The sequence below is a fragment of the Paenarthrobacter sp. E2MeOHC11 genome, assembly GCF_058744955.1.
In genome coordinates this window covers 2,420,109-2,436,752 of the sequence record NZ_CP196673.1, presented here as the reverse complement: position 1 = coordinate 2,436,752, position 16,644 = coordinate 2,420,109, and the positions used below count along the sequence as shown (strand labels likewise).

Genomic DNA, 16,644 nt, shown 5'->3' with positions numbered 1-16,644 from the left:
AAGACGCCCATCACTCACCCGATTGGGGTGACCCTGCGGCATTAACCCGGATCTAGTCTGAAAGCATGCTGGCAGAAGACCCGGGGATTTGCCGAAGGCACACATGACAGACGTCGTCGTCACGTTGCTGGTGCTCGTCGTGGTGATCGCCGCGTTCGTCTGGAACCGCTTGCCGGTGGAGGTCGTAGCGCTGGGAGCAGCGTTGGCCTTATACGGCACCGGCATCGTTGGCCTTGAGGACACATTCGCCGGCTTCGGGAGCGGGACGGTGGTGTTGATCGCCGCGTTGTTCGTCGTGGCGGAGGCTATCGACGCCGCAGGAGTCACCACGTGGCTCGGGAGCCTGCTCATCAGGTTTTCGGGGACCAGCCGGACCCGGCTCATGGTGTTGATGATGGTCCTGACGGCCCTTTTGACGGCTCTCATCAGCGTCAATGGAGCTGTTGCGGCCTTGCTGCCCATGGTTGTCGTGCTCGCAGTCCGGCTGGGTCGCAGGCCTTCGGAGCTCCTCATGCCCATGGCTTTCGCGGCCCACGCCGGCTCCCTGCTGATACTCACCGGCTCACCGGTGAACATCCTGATCCTCAACGCGGCCCTGGACACTACGGGGACGGGGATCGGGTTCTTCGAGTTCGGGCTGGTTGGACTGCCGCTGCTCCTCGGCACCATCGGACTGACTCTCTGGCTTGGCCCTTCCCTGCTGCCCAGCCGCACCCCCGAAGCCCTTCCCAAGGACCTGGGTTCCCACGGCAAGACCCTCATGACCCACTACCTGGGTGAGGACGGACTGAGCAGGCTCACCATTCCGTCCGGTTCAGTGCTGGTGGGCCAGCCGGTTGCCTGCATCCAGGAAGATGATGACGACGGCGGCCACCTGCACCTCATCAGCGTGCAAGGACCGGACGGCAAACAGTCCACGAACGGGACATTCGAGCCGGGCGATGAGATTGTGGTGCGTGGCGGTCAACCAATCATTGACGCCTTCGCGGCCAAGCACGGCCTCATGCAGGACGACGATGCGACCTGCGGACTCATCAGCAGCAGTTACGGCGTGGCCGAGGTGGTGGTCGCACCGCGTTCCAACCTCGTCGGCACCGAGGCGTACCCCGGCATGGTGACTGACAGCGGTGCCTTGGTGGTGCTGGCCCATCAGCATCCGGGCGAACCGGAATCCTCTGGACGCTCACGTGTTACCGCCGGTGACAGGCTCCTGTTGCAGGGGACTTGGTCTGCGCTGGACCAGCACACCCTGGACCACAATGTGCTGCTGGTGGACTCGCCGGACACCATCCGCCGCCAGACAGTCCCGTTGGGACCGCGAGCGACGCCGGCCCTCATAGTCCTCGGGGTGATGGTGGTCCTACTGGCCACCAACATTGTGCCAGCCCCCATTGCCGCACTGTTGGCCGCGCTGGCCATGGTGGTGCTGCGGGTTGTCACGGTAAAACAGGCACACCAGTCCATGGCATGGACCACCCTCATCCTGGTGGCCGGCATGATTCCGCTGTCCACGGCCATCACGTCGACGGGTACCGCTGAGATCCTCGCTGAGGGCATGGTGTCTGTAGTAGGGAACGGCGGGCACTTGCTGCTCCTTGTTGGGCTCTTCGTGGTCACCGCCGTGCTGGGTCAGCTCATCAGCAACACCGCCACCGCCTTGATCATCATCCCGATCGCCCTTTCGGTGGCCCAGGAGTCATCCATCAACCCGTACGCGGTGCTGATGTGCGTCTCGGTGGCCTCATCCGCGGCCCTGCTGACACCGGTGGCGACGCCGGCCAACATGATGATCATGCAACCGGCCGGCTACAGGTTTGGCGACTACTGGAAGTTTGGCCTGGCCATCATGGCACTGTACGCGGCCGTGGCCATCCTGCTGGTTCCCGTGTTCTGGCCACTTCAGGCCTAGCCACCAAGAAATCCCATGCAACCACCAGAGCAACCAGGAGCAGACATGGCCAGTGACCACACCACCCAAACGACACCACCTACCGTCAAAGCGGCCTCCTGGCTGCCTTTGATCGTGGTGGTCCTCACCCAGATCCAGGCATCGTTCGCCGTGAACGCATTGACCGTCTCAATGCAGGGCATCACCACGGACCTGGACACGGCAGCAACCTCCGTGGGCACGGCCATCACTGCCGGCACGTTCTCGATGGCGGCCTTTATCCTTTTGGGAGCGAAGCTCGGCGCCCGTTTCGGAACGCGCAAGGTGTTCCAAATCGCCGTCGCCATCCATGCCGCCGCCATGGCGGGTGTGGCGCTCAGCCTAAGTCCCACGATGCTCTTCATAGCCCAGGCCTCCTCGGGCGCCGTCATTGCGCTGATCGCCCCCGCCCTCACGGTTTTCATCGCCACCAACTACAAGGACCAGCAGCAGGCAAAAGCCATCGGGCTCCTGGCTGCGGCCATCCCCGCGGCTGGCGTGCTGGCACTGCTGATTGCCGGCTGGTTCGCCACCACCATCGGATGGCGGTATTCGTTCGGCCTGATGGTGGTCCTCGGAGCCATCAACCTGCTGCTGAGCTTCAAGCTCAAGTCCGTCCCGGCGCAAACCCAGCTGAAGATCGATTGGACCGGCTCCATCATTGCCGCCGTGGCCATCATCTTTTTGAGCTTCGGCTTCAGCGGCCTCTCCGCTTGGGGCACGTGGTTTGCCACCCCGCAGGCACCCTTCGACATTTTGGGTCTCTCGCCGGCACCACTCCTGATCCTCCTCGGGGCCATCGCGGGACAGGTGTTCTTCATGTGGGTGCGGAAGCGCCAGGATGCCAAACTGCCCCGCATCTTTGACCTGAGGGTGCTGGCCTCCAGCTCCGAGCTCGCGGTCACTGCCTGCATGGCCACCATGTTGTTCGTGGGAACGGCCGCCAACTTCCTGATCCCCCTGTACATGCAGATCGTGCAGGGCCGCTCCGGCATTGAGACGTCCTTCTCGATCATTCCCTATACCTTGTCCATCTTCCTCGCGAGCACCTTCGTGGCATTCCTGTATGAAAAGTTCCCGCCAAGGACCATCGCGCAAGCCGGCTTCGTGGTGGTGGCCGGCGCGCTGGTCCTGCTCGCCTTCACCATCCGGAACGACTGGGGGCAGCTCTTTGTGGTGCTGGGCCTGATCCTGCTGGGACTCGGGCAGGGCGCGATCGTCGCTTTGGTGTTCAACACACTCCTCAGCGCTGTGCCCCGTGAGTTGGCCGGCGACGTCGGTGCGTGGCGCGGTCTGGTGCACAACCTTTCGGGCAGCGTTGGCATCGCAGTGGCGAGTGCGTTCGCCGTCGGCATGCTTTCCTCGCTGATAGCCAGCGGCGCCGCCGCGCATCCGGAAGTGTCCCAAGAGCTGATATCGAAGGTGAGCATCAACGACGCCGACTTCATGACCAACGCGCAAGTGGAGGCGGCCATCGGGGACAGGGTGAGCAGCCCCTCGGAGCTGGCCGCCGCGACGGAAGTCAACGCCGAGGCACGACTCCGGGCCCTGCAAATCTCCCTTCTGGGGTTGTCCGGCCTTGCCCTGCTGGCGATTGTTCCAGCGGGCCGCATGCCCGGCCGTATGAAGGGCGACCTGCCCGAACAGCTCGAACCCGACGATCCCGATGCCATCCCCGAGCCAAGCCTTCCGGCCGACCAGGCCGTCACAGCGCATCCCACTCCCAAAGAACAGGCGAAACGGTGAATCACGAACCCTACAAATTGATCGCGGAAGACTTCTCACCCGTTCCTTCCCTCGGCGGAACAGAGCCGGAGTTGCACTTCGTGGACGGCTTCGGCAACCTCGATGCGATCGGCGTGCTGGTCCCCTCGGAGGGTGACGTTCCGGCGTCCGTTGGCCTGCACCGCGAAACCCTGGAGAGCGCAGGCTTTGACGGCAAGCCCGGGACTAGCCTGCAGCTGGCAAATGCTTCGGGCACGCTGGTGGTGGCTGTCGGCGGTGGGAAACCGGGCTCCTTGGATTCCGACGGCTGGCGTAAGGCGGCGGCCACCTTGGTCCGGGCAACCCAGAGGCACTCGCGGATCGGCTTCGAGCTCTCCGACACGGCGGGGATGGATGCCGAGCGACTGGGCCAGGTGCTGGCCGAGGGCGTGCTGTTGGCCCGCTACAACTACGAGACGCTCAAGAGCAAAGCAAAGGGAAGCCCACTTGCCGAAGTGCAGTTCCTTGCTCCGGGGGTAGACACTGCGGCCGCTGAACGAGGCGTGGCGACGGGCCGGGTGAAGGTGCGCGCCACCACTATTGCCCGGGACCTGTGCAATGCGCCGCCGAGCCACTTGACCGCGGCCGGCTTGGCTTCGGCGGCGAAAGAGCTGGGGAACCGGTTCGGTTTTGGGGTTGAGGAGTTCGGCAAGCAACAGCTCATCGACCTCCGCTGCGGCGGGCTCCTTGGCGTCAACGCCGGCAGCGCCCAGGAGCCCCGGATGATCAAGCTGACGTACCAACCCGGGGGATCTCCCACGGGCCACCTCGGCCTGGTGGGCAAGGGCATCATGTACGATTCCGGCGGTGTCAGCCTCAAACCCAGCGACCCCATGCACCTGCTGATGAAGATGGACATGGGCGGAGCTGCGGCAGTCCTGGCCGTCTTCACCGCCCTGCGCGACCTCGGCTGCAAAGCCTCCGTCACGGGATTCCTGATGTGCACTGACAACATGCCCTCCGGCTCGGCCTACAAGCTGGGGGACGTCCTCACCACCCGCAGTGGACTCACCATCGAGGTGAAGAATACCGACGCCGAAGGCCGCCTGGTGATGTGCGATGCCCTGACGCTTGCGGTCGAGGATGGCGTGGACGGCATCGTTGATATCGCCACGCTCACGGGCGCCGCCCTGATGTCGCTGGGGCAGCTCACTGCTCCGGTGTTCGGCAACGATCAGCGGTTGGTTGACCTCGTCCTCGAGTCGGGCGGCCGTGCGGACGAGCAGCTGTGGCAGCTTCCGTTGGAACGGGCCTACCGTCCCCAGCTGGATTCTGACATCGCGGATATTTCCAATCTCGGTGGCCCGTATGCAGGCTCCACCACGGCCGCCCTGTTCCTGGCCGAGTTTGTTGGCGAAACCCCGTGGGCGCACATCGACATCGCGGGCACCATGCAGTCGGACAAGGACGATGCGTGGCGAAGCAAGGGAGCCACCGGCTTCGGCGCACGCCTCCTGATCGACCTCGCCCTCGGCTATTCAGCCGAATAACCCGAAACACCCAGCGAAGGGAGTCCATTGTGGGTCTATTCAGGACCGCAGGCCGTGCCGCCGTCGTCGGTTCGATCCTTGGCCGCACGCAACGCAGGCAACAACAACGCTTTGCCGCCGAGGATGCTGCTGCAGCCGCGGCAGCCGGCAACCAGCCGCCGCCCGCGTATCTGCCAGTGCCGCCGGCTGCACCGGCCGCCGTCGTCGATCCCACCGATCACATGCTCGCCCAACTCAAGCAGCTCGGGGAGCTGAAAAGCGCCGGCGTCCTCAGTGACAAAGAGTTCCAAGCGCAGAAGGCGAAGATCCTGGCCCGCTGATTGTCGCCTGCTTGAAGACAGCGAAGAGGCCCCGACGCAGCAGCGTCGAGGCCTCTTGGCATTCAGGCGGTTAGGCCTTCTTGCGCGTGAGCAGTCCCCAGATGATGAGGACGATCAGTGAGCCGCCGATTGCCAGCAGCCACGTGGACAGCGACCAGAACTGGTTGATGCCCACGTTGAAGAGGGCGCTGCCGATCCATCCACCCAGGACGGCGCCGACGATGCCGAGCAGCAGCGTAGCGATCCAGCCGCCGCCCTGGTTGCCAGGCTTAATGGCCTTGGCGATGGCTCCAGCAATCAAGCCCAAAACGATCCAACCGATGATTCCCATTTTTGTTCCCTCTTTCTTTCCGGTGTCTTCACGGCCCCGCGATCAGCGCGGACAGCCGCAGGTCAGGTCAGTGTTGCCGCAGGAGGGATTCGACGTCCCCCGCCGGCACCCCCGCGGCCTCGGCCAGTGCGTGAGGTTCGATACCTGCATCCACTGCCTTCTTGAAGGCCAGCTCCAAGGTGTTCTGTGCGATGGCAAGTTCGCGCTGCAGGCTCTGGCGGCGCAGCGCGGCAATCCACACGCCGCTCACGGGATCCAGCGCATCAATGTCCATCCGAAAGCCGCATCCACAGGCCCACTCGGGCCAGATTGGCTCCACGGAGACCCACTTCATGGAGTCGTGCGTGGGGCTGGCGGAGATGGCCATCCGTGAACCGCAGTGCACGGGACCCCGGGCATGGACTGTTTCCGTGAGTGCGGAGCTTGGTTCCTGCAGCGCAACCGTCATCGTCTTTCCACACATTCGCTAGTAAGTATCTTGGGTAACTAGTTATACGTGTACTTATCAATTTGTCCAAACCGAGGGCATGGGCATCGGCGTGGCGACCGGGATCGGCGTCGGGTCAACGAACCCTTGTTGCCCGGCCCGCCCGCAGCCGCCGCCATACCGCAGGAGCCACCACCACGGCCACGCCGACGGCGGCACCAATGACGGTCTCGATGATGCGGTCCCGGAGAAGCAAACCGGGGTCAACCGGCGCCGCCAACAGCGTGGCAATCAATGCGAGCGGAGTCACGAATACCTGCGCCACCAAGTACTGCCGGGCGATGAACATCTCCGCGCCGAACTGGCATGCCGCGATCACCATGACCATCGCCCAGGGCGCGGGGTTGAGCCACAGAATGCCGGCGAGCAGGACCAGCCCGATCACCGTGCCGGCAATTCTTTGGATGCCGCGGCTCACGCGGTGGCGCGTCGAATGACCCACCAATGGGACCACGGCCGCAACCATGGCCCAGTAGGTGTGCCCGAACCCGAGCCGCTCCCCCACCAGCGTCGCGATGGTACCCGCAAGACCGGCCGCCACAAGGTAGCCCCCGCCTTCGAGCCAGATCGCGCGGCGTTCGGCTGCGGTGTGCCGGATCCGGGGTGGCCGCTTCCACGGCGTCCGATGACTCTTGACCACGCGTGAGGACATGCCAATCAGCAGGCAGAACCCTGTGGTGAGTACCGACACCAGCATTGCTTCCCAGAGGGGTGGCTGGGCGGCAATGGAAGCGATGGCGGCAAAGGCAAAGATATGAAAGAGGGAGCCGCCGGGACGTAGCCGCCAGGCAGCCACCACCACGGAGCAGCCGCCGGCCACCACGGTGGTCGCAGCCGTCAAAAGCCACGAATATGCGGCACCTTCCATGCCCGCGCCCTGCGCAAAGCGGGCCATGAGGGTGGCCAGAAGGATGATGAAAAGCATGAAGCCGCCGGCGCGCAACTGGCTGCGGAAACGGACGCTATGTGGTTCGTTTCGGCCGTAAATTCCGGTGAAGGCACCGAACGAGGCAAACACTGCCAGGTCCAGTCGACCGATCAGCGTCAACGTAATCAGCGGGACAAATACACCTACTGCGCAGCGGAGGGCGGGATGGTGGTCCTTGTTTCCAGGGCCCATCGTGAACATTTCCGCTACAGCCTTCAAGGGGCGTCTCGCCTTTCGTCGCAGGATCAAACGTACGACGGCGGCACTGGCGTCCGCTTCCAACGTTACGCTCCGGGATCCGGGCTACTCCGGAATTGCGTACAGATAGTGCCTCGAATCACGGATGTTAGCTGCATACACCTCAGGAATGCCCGCGCCCTCGCAATCCCGCAGGATCCCCTTCAGCTGCTGTTGGCTTTCAACGCACTTCGCGGCAAGGCGCGGCAAGCAGGTGACGCTGAGGGTGGTGGAGCGGTGCCTAGCTGTGGGCGGCGAGGATGGTGGAGGCTTCCTGGCGGGTGGTGCCGGAGGACTCGATGTGGGCCAGGGCGGCCGGGATTTCCCAGCCCTTCTTCCGCATCGCGGTGGCCCAGAGGCGCCCGGCCCGGTACGAGGACCGCACCAACGGACCCGACATCACACCAAGGAAACCGATCTCCTGGGCTTCTTCCTGGAGGTCCACGAACTCCTGCGGCTTGACCCACCGGTCCACCGGCAAGTGCCGCTCGGACGGGCGCAGGTACTGGGTGATCGTGATCAAATCACACCCGGCCTCGTGCAGGTCCCGCAGCGCCTCGGAGATTTCCTCCCGGGTCTCGCCCATGCCCAGGATCAGGTTGGACTTGGTCACCATGCCCAAATCACGGCCCTGCGTGATGACATCCAGGGACCGCTCGTACCGGAACGCCGGACGGATCCGCTTGAAAATCCTCGGCACCGTCTCGACGTTATGCGCGAACACCTCAGGCTTGGAATCACAGATCGCCGCGATGTGCTCAGGCTTGCCGGAGAAATCAGGGATCAACAACTCCACCCCCGTGCCCGGGTTCAGTTCGTGGATCTTCCTCACCGTTTCGGCGTACAACCAGACACCCTCATCGGCCAGGTCATCACGGGCCACTCCGGTCACCGTGGCGTACCGCAACTGCATCGCCTGGACGCTCCGGGCCACCTTGGTGGGTTCGAACATGTCCACCGGGGACGGTTTACCGGTATCGATCTGGCAGAAATCACACCGCCGGGTACACTCGGAACCGCCGATCAGGAACGTCGCTTCCTTGTCTTCCCAGCACTCGAAAATGTTCGGGCAACCGGCCTCTTCACAGACCGTGTGCAGGCCTTCCTTCTTCACCAGGTTCTTGAGCTGGACAAATTCAGGACCCATCTGGACCTTGGCCTTGATCCACTCGGGCTTGCGTTCAACCGGGACCGCCGCATTACGCGCCTCAACGCGCAGCAACTTACGGCCTTCAGGTGCGAGTGTCATGACGTTCCTTCTTGTTTGTTGTCAGCAGTCTTTGTGCGGGTGCTCGTGTTGATCAGCATTCGACGACGTTGACGGCGAGGCCGCCCATCGCGGTTTCCTTGTACTTATGGGACATGTCCTTGCCCGTCTCCCGCATGGTCACGATCACCTCGTCCAGGGAAACCCGGTGCGTCCCGTCACCCCAGAGCGCCATCTTCGTAGCATTGATCGCCTTCGCCGCAGCGATCGCGTTCCGCTCAATACACGGAATCTGCACCAACCCCCCGATCGGATCACACGTGAGCCCCAGGTTATGTTCCATCGCGATCTCCGCAGCGTTCTCCACCTGCCCCGGCGTACCACCCATCACCTCAGCCAACCCAGCAGCAGCCATCGACGACGCCGAACCCACCTCACCCTGACAACCCACCTCAGCCCCCGAAATAGAGGCCTGCTCCTTATACAACACACCCACAGCACCAGCGGCCAGCAGGAACTTCACCACCACATCATCCCGGTCCTGCTGGGAGGCCTTGTCCATGCCCGGAGCATAATTCAACGCGTAATACAGCACCGCCGGGATAATCCCCGCCGCACCATTCGTCGGCGCCGTCACCACCCGGCCACCCGAAGCGTTCTCCTCATTGACGGCCAGGGCGATCAGGTTCACCCACTCCTGCCAATACTTCGGATCGTTCCGGTCCTTATCCTCCTTCAGCAACCGCTCCAACCAATCAGGAGCACGACGCCGGACCCGCAACCCGCCAGGGAGCACACCCTCACGCTTCAAACTGGTTTCAACACAGGCCTCCATCACCGACCAGATATGCAGCAAACCCTCCCGGATCTCCTCCTCCGACCGGGACGCCCGCTCGTTGATGAACATGATGTCGCTGATCCCCAAGCCCTTGGACGCACACCGGCCCATCAACTCCGCCGCCGTCCTAAAAGGCAACGGCAACTCCTTCTTGGACTCCTCCAACTCCTGCTGGGCCGCGTTCTCCTCACCCTCACGGACAATAAACCCACCACCGACCGAGAAGAACGTCGCCTCCCGCAGAACATTCCCCTCAGCATCAGAGACAGCAAACTTCATCCCGTTCGTATGCCGCGGCAACACCGTCAACGGATGCAACACCATATCCTCCACCGCATAATCCAGGAGCGCACCACCGGCCAGGTTGAGCTTTCCCGTCTCCGCGATCGTGGCCAACCGCTCCTCCACCTCCTCAGGCAGGATCAGCTCGGGGTGGTACCCCTCCAAGCCCAGCAGCGTGGCCGTCATGGTCCCGTGGCCACGCCCCGTCGCAGCCAATGAGCCGTACAGATCAACCCTCAAGCCCACCACGGAATCGAGCACGCCGGACTCACGCAGCTCGCGGGCAAACACCGCCCCGGCCCGCATCGGCCCCACAGTATGAGAACTCGACGGACCAATACCCACAGAGAACAGATCGAAGACCCCAACGGCCATGGCTATTTCCTCACTAAGTAAAACAACATTGAACCCGCCCCGCCCCCAACAAACGGAGCGGACCCCAAACCCCAAACCACCACCCCGGACGCCCACTCCGGCGCCATATGCGGCCCACTTCGCCGATTCGGGGCTTCGCTGCACAACATGCCGCGCTCTCGGCATGTCCGGCAGCAACCCCCCGAACCTGACAGAACACCAACGCCAGCCCAACGCCCGAAGAACACCTCCGGCAGCTGGACCTAGCCATCACAAGCGAATGATGGCTGAGCCAGGAGTCACCTACCGTCGACCGCGGCGTCCGGCAGCATGCGTCCAAGGGAGCTTCGCGTCCGCTCAGCGGGCGCTTTAGCGACCGAGCATGCAGAGGTCGTCGCGGTCGACGAGCCAAAACCCCCGATTAGCCGAGGTTCGCGACTCCCGGGTACAGCGGGTGCGCCTTCGCGAGGACATCAACGCGGTGACGCAGCCCGGAAAGGTCCGCATCGGCGTCGGCGATCAACACTTCGGCGATGATGTCCGCAACCTCGTGGAAGGCCGCTTCTCCGAAGCCGCGCGTGGCGAGCGCCGGAGTGCCGATGCGCAGGCCGGAGGTGACCATGGGCGGGCGCGGGTCGAACGGGACGGCGTTGCGGTTGACGGTGATGTCGATCGCGGCGAGGCGGTCCTCGGCCTGCTGGCCGTTGAGTTCGCAGTTGCGCAGGTCAACGAGGACCAGGTGTACATCCGTGCCGCCGGAGACAACGCTGATGCCCTTCGCCGCAACGTCTTCGCGGGTAAGCCGCTCGGCGAGGATCCGGGCGCCGGCCAAGACGCGTTCCTGACGTTCACGGAACTCCTCGGACGCGGCGATCTTGAACGCGACAGCCTTGCCGGCGATCACGTGCTCCAGCGGACCGCCCTGCTGGCCGGGGAACACTGCCGAGTTGATCTTCTTGGCGATGTCGGCGTCGTTGGAGAGGATGATGCCGCCACGGGGACCGGCGAGGGTCTTGTGTGTGGTGGAGGTGGTGACGTGGGCATGCGGGACCGGCGAGGGGTGCAGGCCCGCGGCAACCAAGCCCGCGAAGTGGGCCATATCGACCATGAGGTAGGCGCCCACGGAGTCGGCGATCCGCCGGAACTCAGCGAAGTCCAGCTGCCGCGCATAAGCGGACCAGCCAGCCACGATCAGCGCGGGCTTGTGTTCCTGCGCCAGGCGCTCGACCTCGGCCATGTCCACGGTGTGGGTGTCCTCGCGGACGCCGTACGGGACCACGTTGTAGAGCTTGCCGGAGAAGTTGATCCGCATGCCGTGGGTGAGGTGGCCGCCGTGGGCGAGGTTGAGGCCCATGATGGTGTCGCCCGGTTTTATGAGGGCGTGCATCACCGAGGCGTTGGCCTGTGCACCGGAGTGCGGCTGGACGTTCGCGAAGTCTGCGCCAAACAGGGCTTTGATGCGGTCGATGGCGAGCTGCTCGATCACATCCACGTGCTCGCAGCCACCGTAGTAGCGCTTGCCCGGGTAGCCCTCGGCGTACTTGTTGGTCAGGACTGAGCCCTGTGCCTGCATCACGGCAACGGCGGTGTGGTTTTCGGAGGCGATCATTTCCAGGCCGTCGCGCTGGCGACCCAGTTCGTCGTCGATCTTCGCAGCGATCTCAGGATCCAGCTCGGACAGCTGGGCATCCAACGACGCCGACACAACCTGCTGGTACTCAGTTACGGACACCGGGTTCACAGTTCTCCACCGTTCGTTGCAGCGTATTCTTCAGCCGACATGAGCGGCCCCTCTTCGGTTGCGGCCACCTTGAACAGCCAGCCTGCGCCATAGGGATCGTTGTTGATCAGGGCCGGATCGCTGACGACGGCGTCGTTGATCTCGGTCACCTCACCGGTCACGGGCGAGTACAGGTCAGACACCGATTTGGTGGACTCCACCTCGCCACAGGTCTCGCCCGCGGTCACGGTCGAACCAACCTCGGGCAGGTCCACGTACACAATGTCGCCCAAGGCGTCAGCGGCCACTGCGGAGATCCCGATCCCCACAGGTCCGTCACCCTCGACGGCAACCCACTCATGCTCAGCCGAGTATTTCAATTCAGCAACTACCTTGCTCATTCCACTTCCTTCTTTCTGAGAATTTTTGTACAGCTGATGCCCTCAACGGGGCGTCATTAGGGCGTTATGTGTACACAAAATCCCTATTTTTGGCGCTTGTAGAACGGGAGCTGAACCACTTCGAAAGGTTCGGCCTTGCCGCGCAAGTCCACTTCCACGATCGTGCCCGGCTCTGAATGCTCGACGTCGACATAGGCCATCGCTACCGGGTAACCGAGCGTCGGGCTCGGCTGGCCGGAGGTGACTTCGCCGATGAGCGAGCCGTCCTTGAGGACCGAATAATGTCCACGTGCGGCTCGGCGGCCGGTGCCTTTGAGGCCTACGAGCTTCTGCCCGATGGTCGACCCGACGCCGGCGGCCTTGATGGCGGTCAGTGCATCGCGGCCAATGAAGTCGCTTTCCTTGGCCAGGGAAACAACCGGGCCAAGGCCTGCCGCGTAAGCGTTGACGTGCTGGGAGAGCTCGTTGCCGTAGAGGGGCATGCCGGCTTCCAGGCGGAGCGAATCACGGGCGGCGAGTCCGGCCGGGATGAGGCCGTGGCCTTCGCCGGCTTCGAGCAATGCCTCCCAGAGACCGGGTGCATCAACGTTCGGGATGTAGATCTCGAAGCCGTCTTCCCCGGTATAGCCGGTGCGGGCGAGCAACAGGTCCTGCCCGTTGATGGACACCTCGACGGCTGCGTAGTACTTCAGCTCCGTCACCAGTGCGTACTGCTCGGCGGGGACCAGCTTCAGCAGGATGGCTTCAGCATTCGGGCCCTGCACGGCGATGAGTGACGTCTCGGAAGAAACGTCCTCGACGGCGACGTCGAAACCGGCCGCGCGCTTCAGGAGCGCCGCCGCGACCACCTTGGCGTTGCCCGCATTGGGGACCACAAGATACTTGTCCCCGCCCTCCTCGGGAGACGGGCGACGGTAGGTAATGAGGTCGTCGATGATTCCGCCGTCGGCATTGCAGATCAGCGAATACTTCGCCTTGCCCACGGCGATCGCCGACAGCTTGCCCACCAGGGCGTAGTCCAGGAAGGCCGCAGCGTCCGGGCCGGTGACCCAGACTTCGCCCATGTGGGAGAGATCGAACACGCCCGCTGCGTTGCGGACGGCGTGGTGCTCGGCGAGCTCGGACTCGTACTTCAGGGGCATCTGCCAGCCACCGAAGTCCGTGAAGGAAGCGCCGGCCTTTTTGTGCTGCTCATAGAGAGCGGTGTAGTTCTCAGACATGTCGGGAGTCCTTAGTTTTCAAAATCTTCAAGCGGAGGGCAGGAGCAGACCAGGTTGCGGTCACCGGCGGCGCCGTCGATGCGTCCAACAGGCGGGAAGTACTTGTCCTGCTTGAGGTGGTGGACCGGGAACGCGGCCTGCTCACGCGGGTAGTCGCGGTCCCAGCCGGAATTCACGACGGCGGCAGCCGTGTGCGGCGCGTTGCGCAACGGCGACTTCTCAACAGTGAAATCACCGATGGCCACCTGCTCGATCTCGGCGCGGATGGTGATCATGGCTTCGATGAAACGGTCGATCTCGGCCAGGTCCTCGGACTCGGTCGGTTCCACCATCAAGGTGCCGGCCACCGGGAAGGCCAGGGTAGGTGCGTGGAAGCCGAAGTCGATCAGGCGCTTGGCAACGTCTTCCGCAGTGACACCCGTGCGAGCAGTCAGCTCGCGGAGGTCCAGGATGCACTCGTGCGCCACGAGTCCGCCCTCACCCGTGTAGAGGATGGGGAAGTGCTCATCCAGGCGGGAGGCAACGTAGTTGGCTGCCAGCAACGCGGACTTGGTTGCTTCGGTCAATCCTTCGCCGCCCATGAGCTTCACATACGCCCAGGAAATCGGCAGCACACCGGCAGAGCCGTAGCGCGAGGCCGAGATGGCAACGCCAGTGTTGGAAGAGTCAGCGCTGTTCGCATCGCCCGGCATGAAGGGAGCCAAGTGGGCTTTGGCAGCAACCGGACCAACGCCCGGCCCACCGCCACCGTGCGGGATGCAGAAGGTCTTGTGCAGGTTCAGGTGGGACACGTCCCCGCCGAACTTGCCCGGCTGTGCCAAGCCAACCAAGGCATTCAGGTTGGCTCCGTCTACGTACACCTGGCCACCGGCGGCGTGGATCGCATCGCAGACTTCGCGAACGTCGGCGTCGTACACGCCGTGCGTGGAGGGGTAGGTGATCATGATGCAGGACAGGACGTCCTTGTTGGCCTCGATCTTGGCGGTCAGGTCCGCGTGGTCGATGGTGCCGTCGGCTGCCGTGGCCACCACAACAACCTTCATGCCCGCCAACACTGCGGAAGCTGCGTTGGTGCCGTGCGCCGACGCAGGGATCAGGCAGACAGTGCGCTGCTCGTCGCCACGGGACAGGTGGTAGCCGCGGATCGCCAGCAAGCCCGCCAGCTCACCCTGGGAACCGGCATTGGGCTGGATGGAGACCTGGTCATAGCCCGTGATCTCCGTCAGGTCCGCTTCGAGGTCGGAGATCAGTTCACGCCAACCAGCTGTCTGGTGGTCCGGTGCGAACGGGTGGATCGAGGCGAACTCCGGCCAGGAGATGGCTTCCATCTCAGCGGTGGCGTTCAGCTTCATGGTGCACGAACCCAAAGGGATCATGGTGCGGTCCAGCGCGAGGTCCCGGTCGGACAGCTTGCGGATATAGCGCAACAGCTGCGTCTCGGAACGGTGCGTGTTGAACACCGGGTGCTGCAGGAAATCGCTGCTGCGGACCACCTCGGAAGGCAGTTCGAACCCGGAAGCGTCCCCTACCGGACCGGCTCCAAAGGCGACGGCTACCGCGGAGAGGACCTCCGGCGTCGTGGTTTCATCAATGCTGATGCCAACGGTGTCCGCATCGATGAGCCGCAGGTTGATGCCACGGGCCTCGGCGGCGGCGATGACCTTGTCAGCCTTGCCGGGAACGCGGACGGTAAGGGTGTCGAAGAAGGCCTCGGAGACGAGTTCGCGGCCGGCCTTCTGCAGGGCAGAAGCCAAAACGCGGGCGTGGCCGTGGACGGTTTCGGCGATCGACTTCAGGCCCTCGGGGCCGTGATAAACGGCGTACATCGAAGCCACAATGGCGAGCAAAGCCTGGGCGGTACAGATGTTGGACGTGGCCTTCTCGCGGCGGATGTGCTGCTCGCGGGTCTGGAGTGCCAAACGGTAGGCGGGGACACCGGCATTGTCCTTGGAGACGCCCACGATGCGGCCGGGAAGGGTGCGTTCCATGCCTTCACGGACGGCCATGTACGCGGCGTGCGGGCCGCCGAAGAACAGCGGAACACCGAAGCGCTGCGCGGTTCCGACGGCGATGTCCGCACCTTGCTCGCCCGGGGGCGTGATGAGGGTGAGCGCCAGCAAATCCGCGGCCACGGTAACCAAGGCACCGCGTTCCTTGGCCTCGGCAATCACAGAAGTGTGGTCAAAAACCCGGCCGGAAACGCCCGGCTGCTGCAGGACGATGCCGTTGATGTCGCCGTCGGGAAGTCCGGCTGAGAGGTCGGCAATCTCGACCTCGAAGCCCAGTGCCTCGGCGCGACCCTTCACAATGGCGATGGTCTGCGGGAGGAGGTCTGCGTCCAGGACGGTCTTGCCGTCCTTGGCCGTCTTGGACTTGTTGGCGCGGCGCATCAGCAGCACGGCCTCGGCCACGGCGGTGGCTTCATCCAGGAGCGAGGCGTTGGCTACGGGAAGTCCCGTGAGGTCCTGCACCATGGTCTGGAAGTTGAGCAGCGCTTCGAGGCGGCCCTGGGAAATCTCCGGCTGGTACGGCGTGTACGCGGTGTACCAGGCAGGAGCTTCCAGGATGTTGCGGCGGATGACCGGCGGCGTGACGGTGTCGTAGTAGCCCTGGCCGATCATCTGTACTGCGGTCTTGTTCTTGGACGCGAGCTTGCGGAGCTGGGCGAGGACCTGCACCTCGGTGAGGGCGTCGTTTCCGCTCGAAAGCCTCAGTGCAGTTTCCTGCCGGATGGAATCGGGGACGGCGACGTCCACCAGCCCGTCGACAGAGTCGTAGCCGATGGCCTTGAGCATGGTGTCAACGTCGGCTTGGCGGCGGGCGCCGATATGCCGGTCCGCGAAGGCGGTGGGGGTTGATTGAACAGTCAAGAGGAACTCCATGAGTCAGGCGCCCAGTGAGCGCCACGATGATGTGGGGTTCCTCCCCGCTCTGTATTGGACCTGAGAGATTCCGCAGGGATGGTTGCCTGCTTGCACCGTCGGTGAGCCCGGTTACCCGGACTGCTTTCCAGAGTTGCCTAACCGCGGCGGTACATGGGCCTGAGAGATTCCTGGGGAGGATTTGCTCCTACGGCGCCTGACTGGATGTACCGGCAGGACTCTCCCGCCGCAGATCAAAAGCGTTGCGTCACCATAA

13 protein-coding genes and 1 riboswitch are annotated in these 16,644 nt (G+C 63.8%); of the genes, 4 read left to right on the top strand and 9 right to left on the bottom strand.

Going from position 1 to position 16,644, the window contains the following annotated elements:
- Positions 1 to 103 precede the first annotated feature (103 nt).
- The 4 genes from ACSSVG_RS11370 to ACSSVG_RS11355 are packed head-to-tail and all read left to right on the top strand — an operon-like array spanning position 104 to position 5,501.
- Positions 104 to 1,909: an SLC13 family permease gene (locus ACSSVG_RS11370; RefSeq protein WP_492418975.1), complete on the top strand. Its 1,806-nt coding sequence runs from the start codon at positions 104 to 106 to the stop codon at positions 1,907 to 1,909.
- A gap of 45 nt (positions 1,910 to 1,954) precedes the next feature.
- Positions 1,955 to 3,673 carry an MFS transporter gene (locus ACSSVG_RS11365; protein ID WP_231342235.1) on the top strand — a complete coding sequence of 573 codons (1,719 nt, stop codon included), beginning with the start codon at positions 1,955 to 1,957 and terminating at the stop codon, positions 3,671 to 3,673.
- Positions 3,670 to 5,181, top strand: a complete 1,512-nt coding sequence (locus ACSSVG_RS11360) for a leucyl aminopeptidase family protein (protein WP_231342234.1) — start codon at positions 3,670 to 3,672, stop codon at positions 5,179 to 5,181. Before ACSSVG_RS11365 ends, ACSSVG_RS11360 begins: the two co-directional genes overlap by 4 nt.
- Positions 5,182 to 5,210: 29 nt before the next feature.
- Entirely contained in the window at positions 5,211 to 5,501 is a 291-nt protein-coding gene (locus ACSSVG_RS11355) for an SHOCT domain-containing protein (RefSeq protein WP_231342232.1), read from the top strand.
- Between the two features lie 70 nt (positions 5,502 to 5,571).
- On the opposite strand, the gene ACSSVG_RS11350 is transcribed toward ACSSVG_RS11355, so the two are convergent.
- From ACSSVG_RS11350 to gcvP, 9 genes are all read right to left on the bottom strand, one after another.
- On the bottom strand, positions 5,572 to 5,832 hold the full coding sequence (locus ACSSVG_RS11350; protein WP_159708952.1) for a GlsB/YeaQ/YmgE family stress response membrane protein: 261 nt from the start codon (positions 5,830 to 5,832) through the stop codon (positions 5,572 to 5,574).
- Between the two features lie 67 nt (positions 5,833 to 5,899).
- Positions 5,900 to 6,280: a hypothetical protein gene (locus ACSSVG_RS11345; RefSeq protein WP_492418972.1), complete on the bottom strand. Its 381-nt coding sequence runs from the start codon at positions 6,278 to 6,280 to the stop codon at positions 5,900 to 5,902.
- Between the two features lie 115 nt (positions 6,281 to 6,395).
- Complete coding sequence (locus ACSSVG_RS11340) at positions 6,396 to 7,466, bottom strand: FUSC family protein (protein WP_492418970.1); 1,071 nt, start codon at positions 7,464 to 7,466, stop codon at positions 6,396 to 6,398.
- A gap of 259 nt (positions 7,467 to 7,725) precedes the next feature.
- Positions 7,726 to 8,733, bottom strand: coding sequence for a lipoyl synthase (lipA, locus tag ACSSVG_RS11335; RefSeq protein ID WP_253465067.1), 1,008 nt, complete (start codon positions 8,731 to 8,733; stop codon positions 7,726 to 7,728).
- A gap of 52 nt (positions 8,734 to 8,785) precedes the next feature.
- The gene (locus tag ACSSVG_RS11330) at positions 8,786 to 10,186 is read right to left on the bottom strand and encodes an L-serine ammonia-lyase (RefSeq protein WP_492418967.1); all 1,401 of its coding nucleotides are present in this window, start codon (positions 10,184 to 10,186) and stop codon (positions 8,786 to 8,788) included.
- Positions 10,187 to 10,586: 400 nt separating this feature from the next.
- Complete coding sequence (gene glyA, locus ACSSVG_RS11325) at positions 10,587 to 11,906, bottom strand: serine hydroxymethyltransferase (RefSeq protein ID WP_492418966.1); 1,320 nt, start codon at positions 11,904 to 11,906, stop codon at positions 10,587 to 10,589.
- Positions 11,903 to 12,286, bottom strand: a complete 384-nt coding sequence (gene gcvH, locus ACSSVG_RS11320) for a glycine cleavage system protein GcvH (protein ID WP_492418965.1) — start codon at positions 12,284 to 12,286, stop codon at positions 11,903 to 11,905. The genes glyA and gcvH overlap by 4 nt, the downstream gene beginning before the upstream one ends.
- Positions 12,287 to 12,369: 83 nt before the next feature.
- Complete coding sequence (gene gcvT / locus ACSSVG_RS11315) at positions 12,370 to 13,506, bottom strand: glycine cleavage system aminomethyltransferase GcvT (RefSeq protein WP_492418964.1); 1,137 nt, start codon at positions 13,504 to 13,506, stop codon at positions 12,370 to 12,372.
- 11 nt (positions 13,507 to 13,517) lie between these two features.
- A complete protein-coding gene (gene gcvP, locus ACSSVG_RS11310; RefSeq protein WP_492418962.1) occupies positions 13,518 to 16,376 on the bottom strand; it encodes an aminomethyl-transferring glycine dehydrogenase in 2,859 nt (952 codons plus the stop codon).
- A 149-nt stretch (positions 16,377 to 16,525) separates the two neighbouring features.
- A riboswitch (glycine riboswitch) is annotated at positions 16,526 to 16,624 on the bottom strand.
- Positions 16,625 to 16,644: the final 20 nt, after the last annotated feature.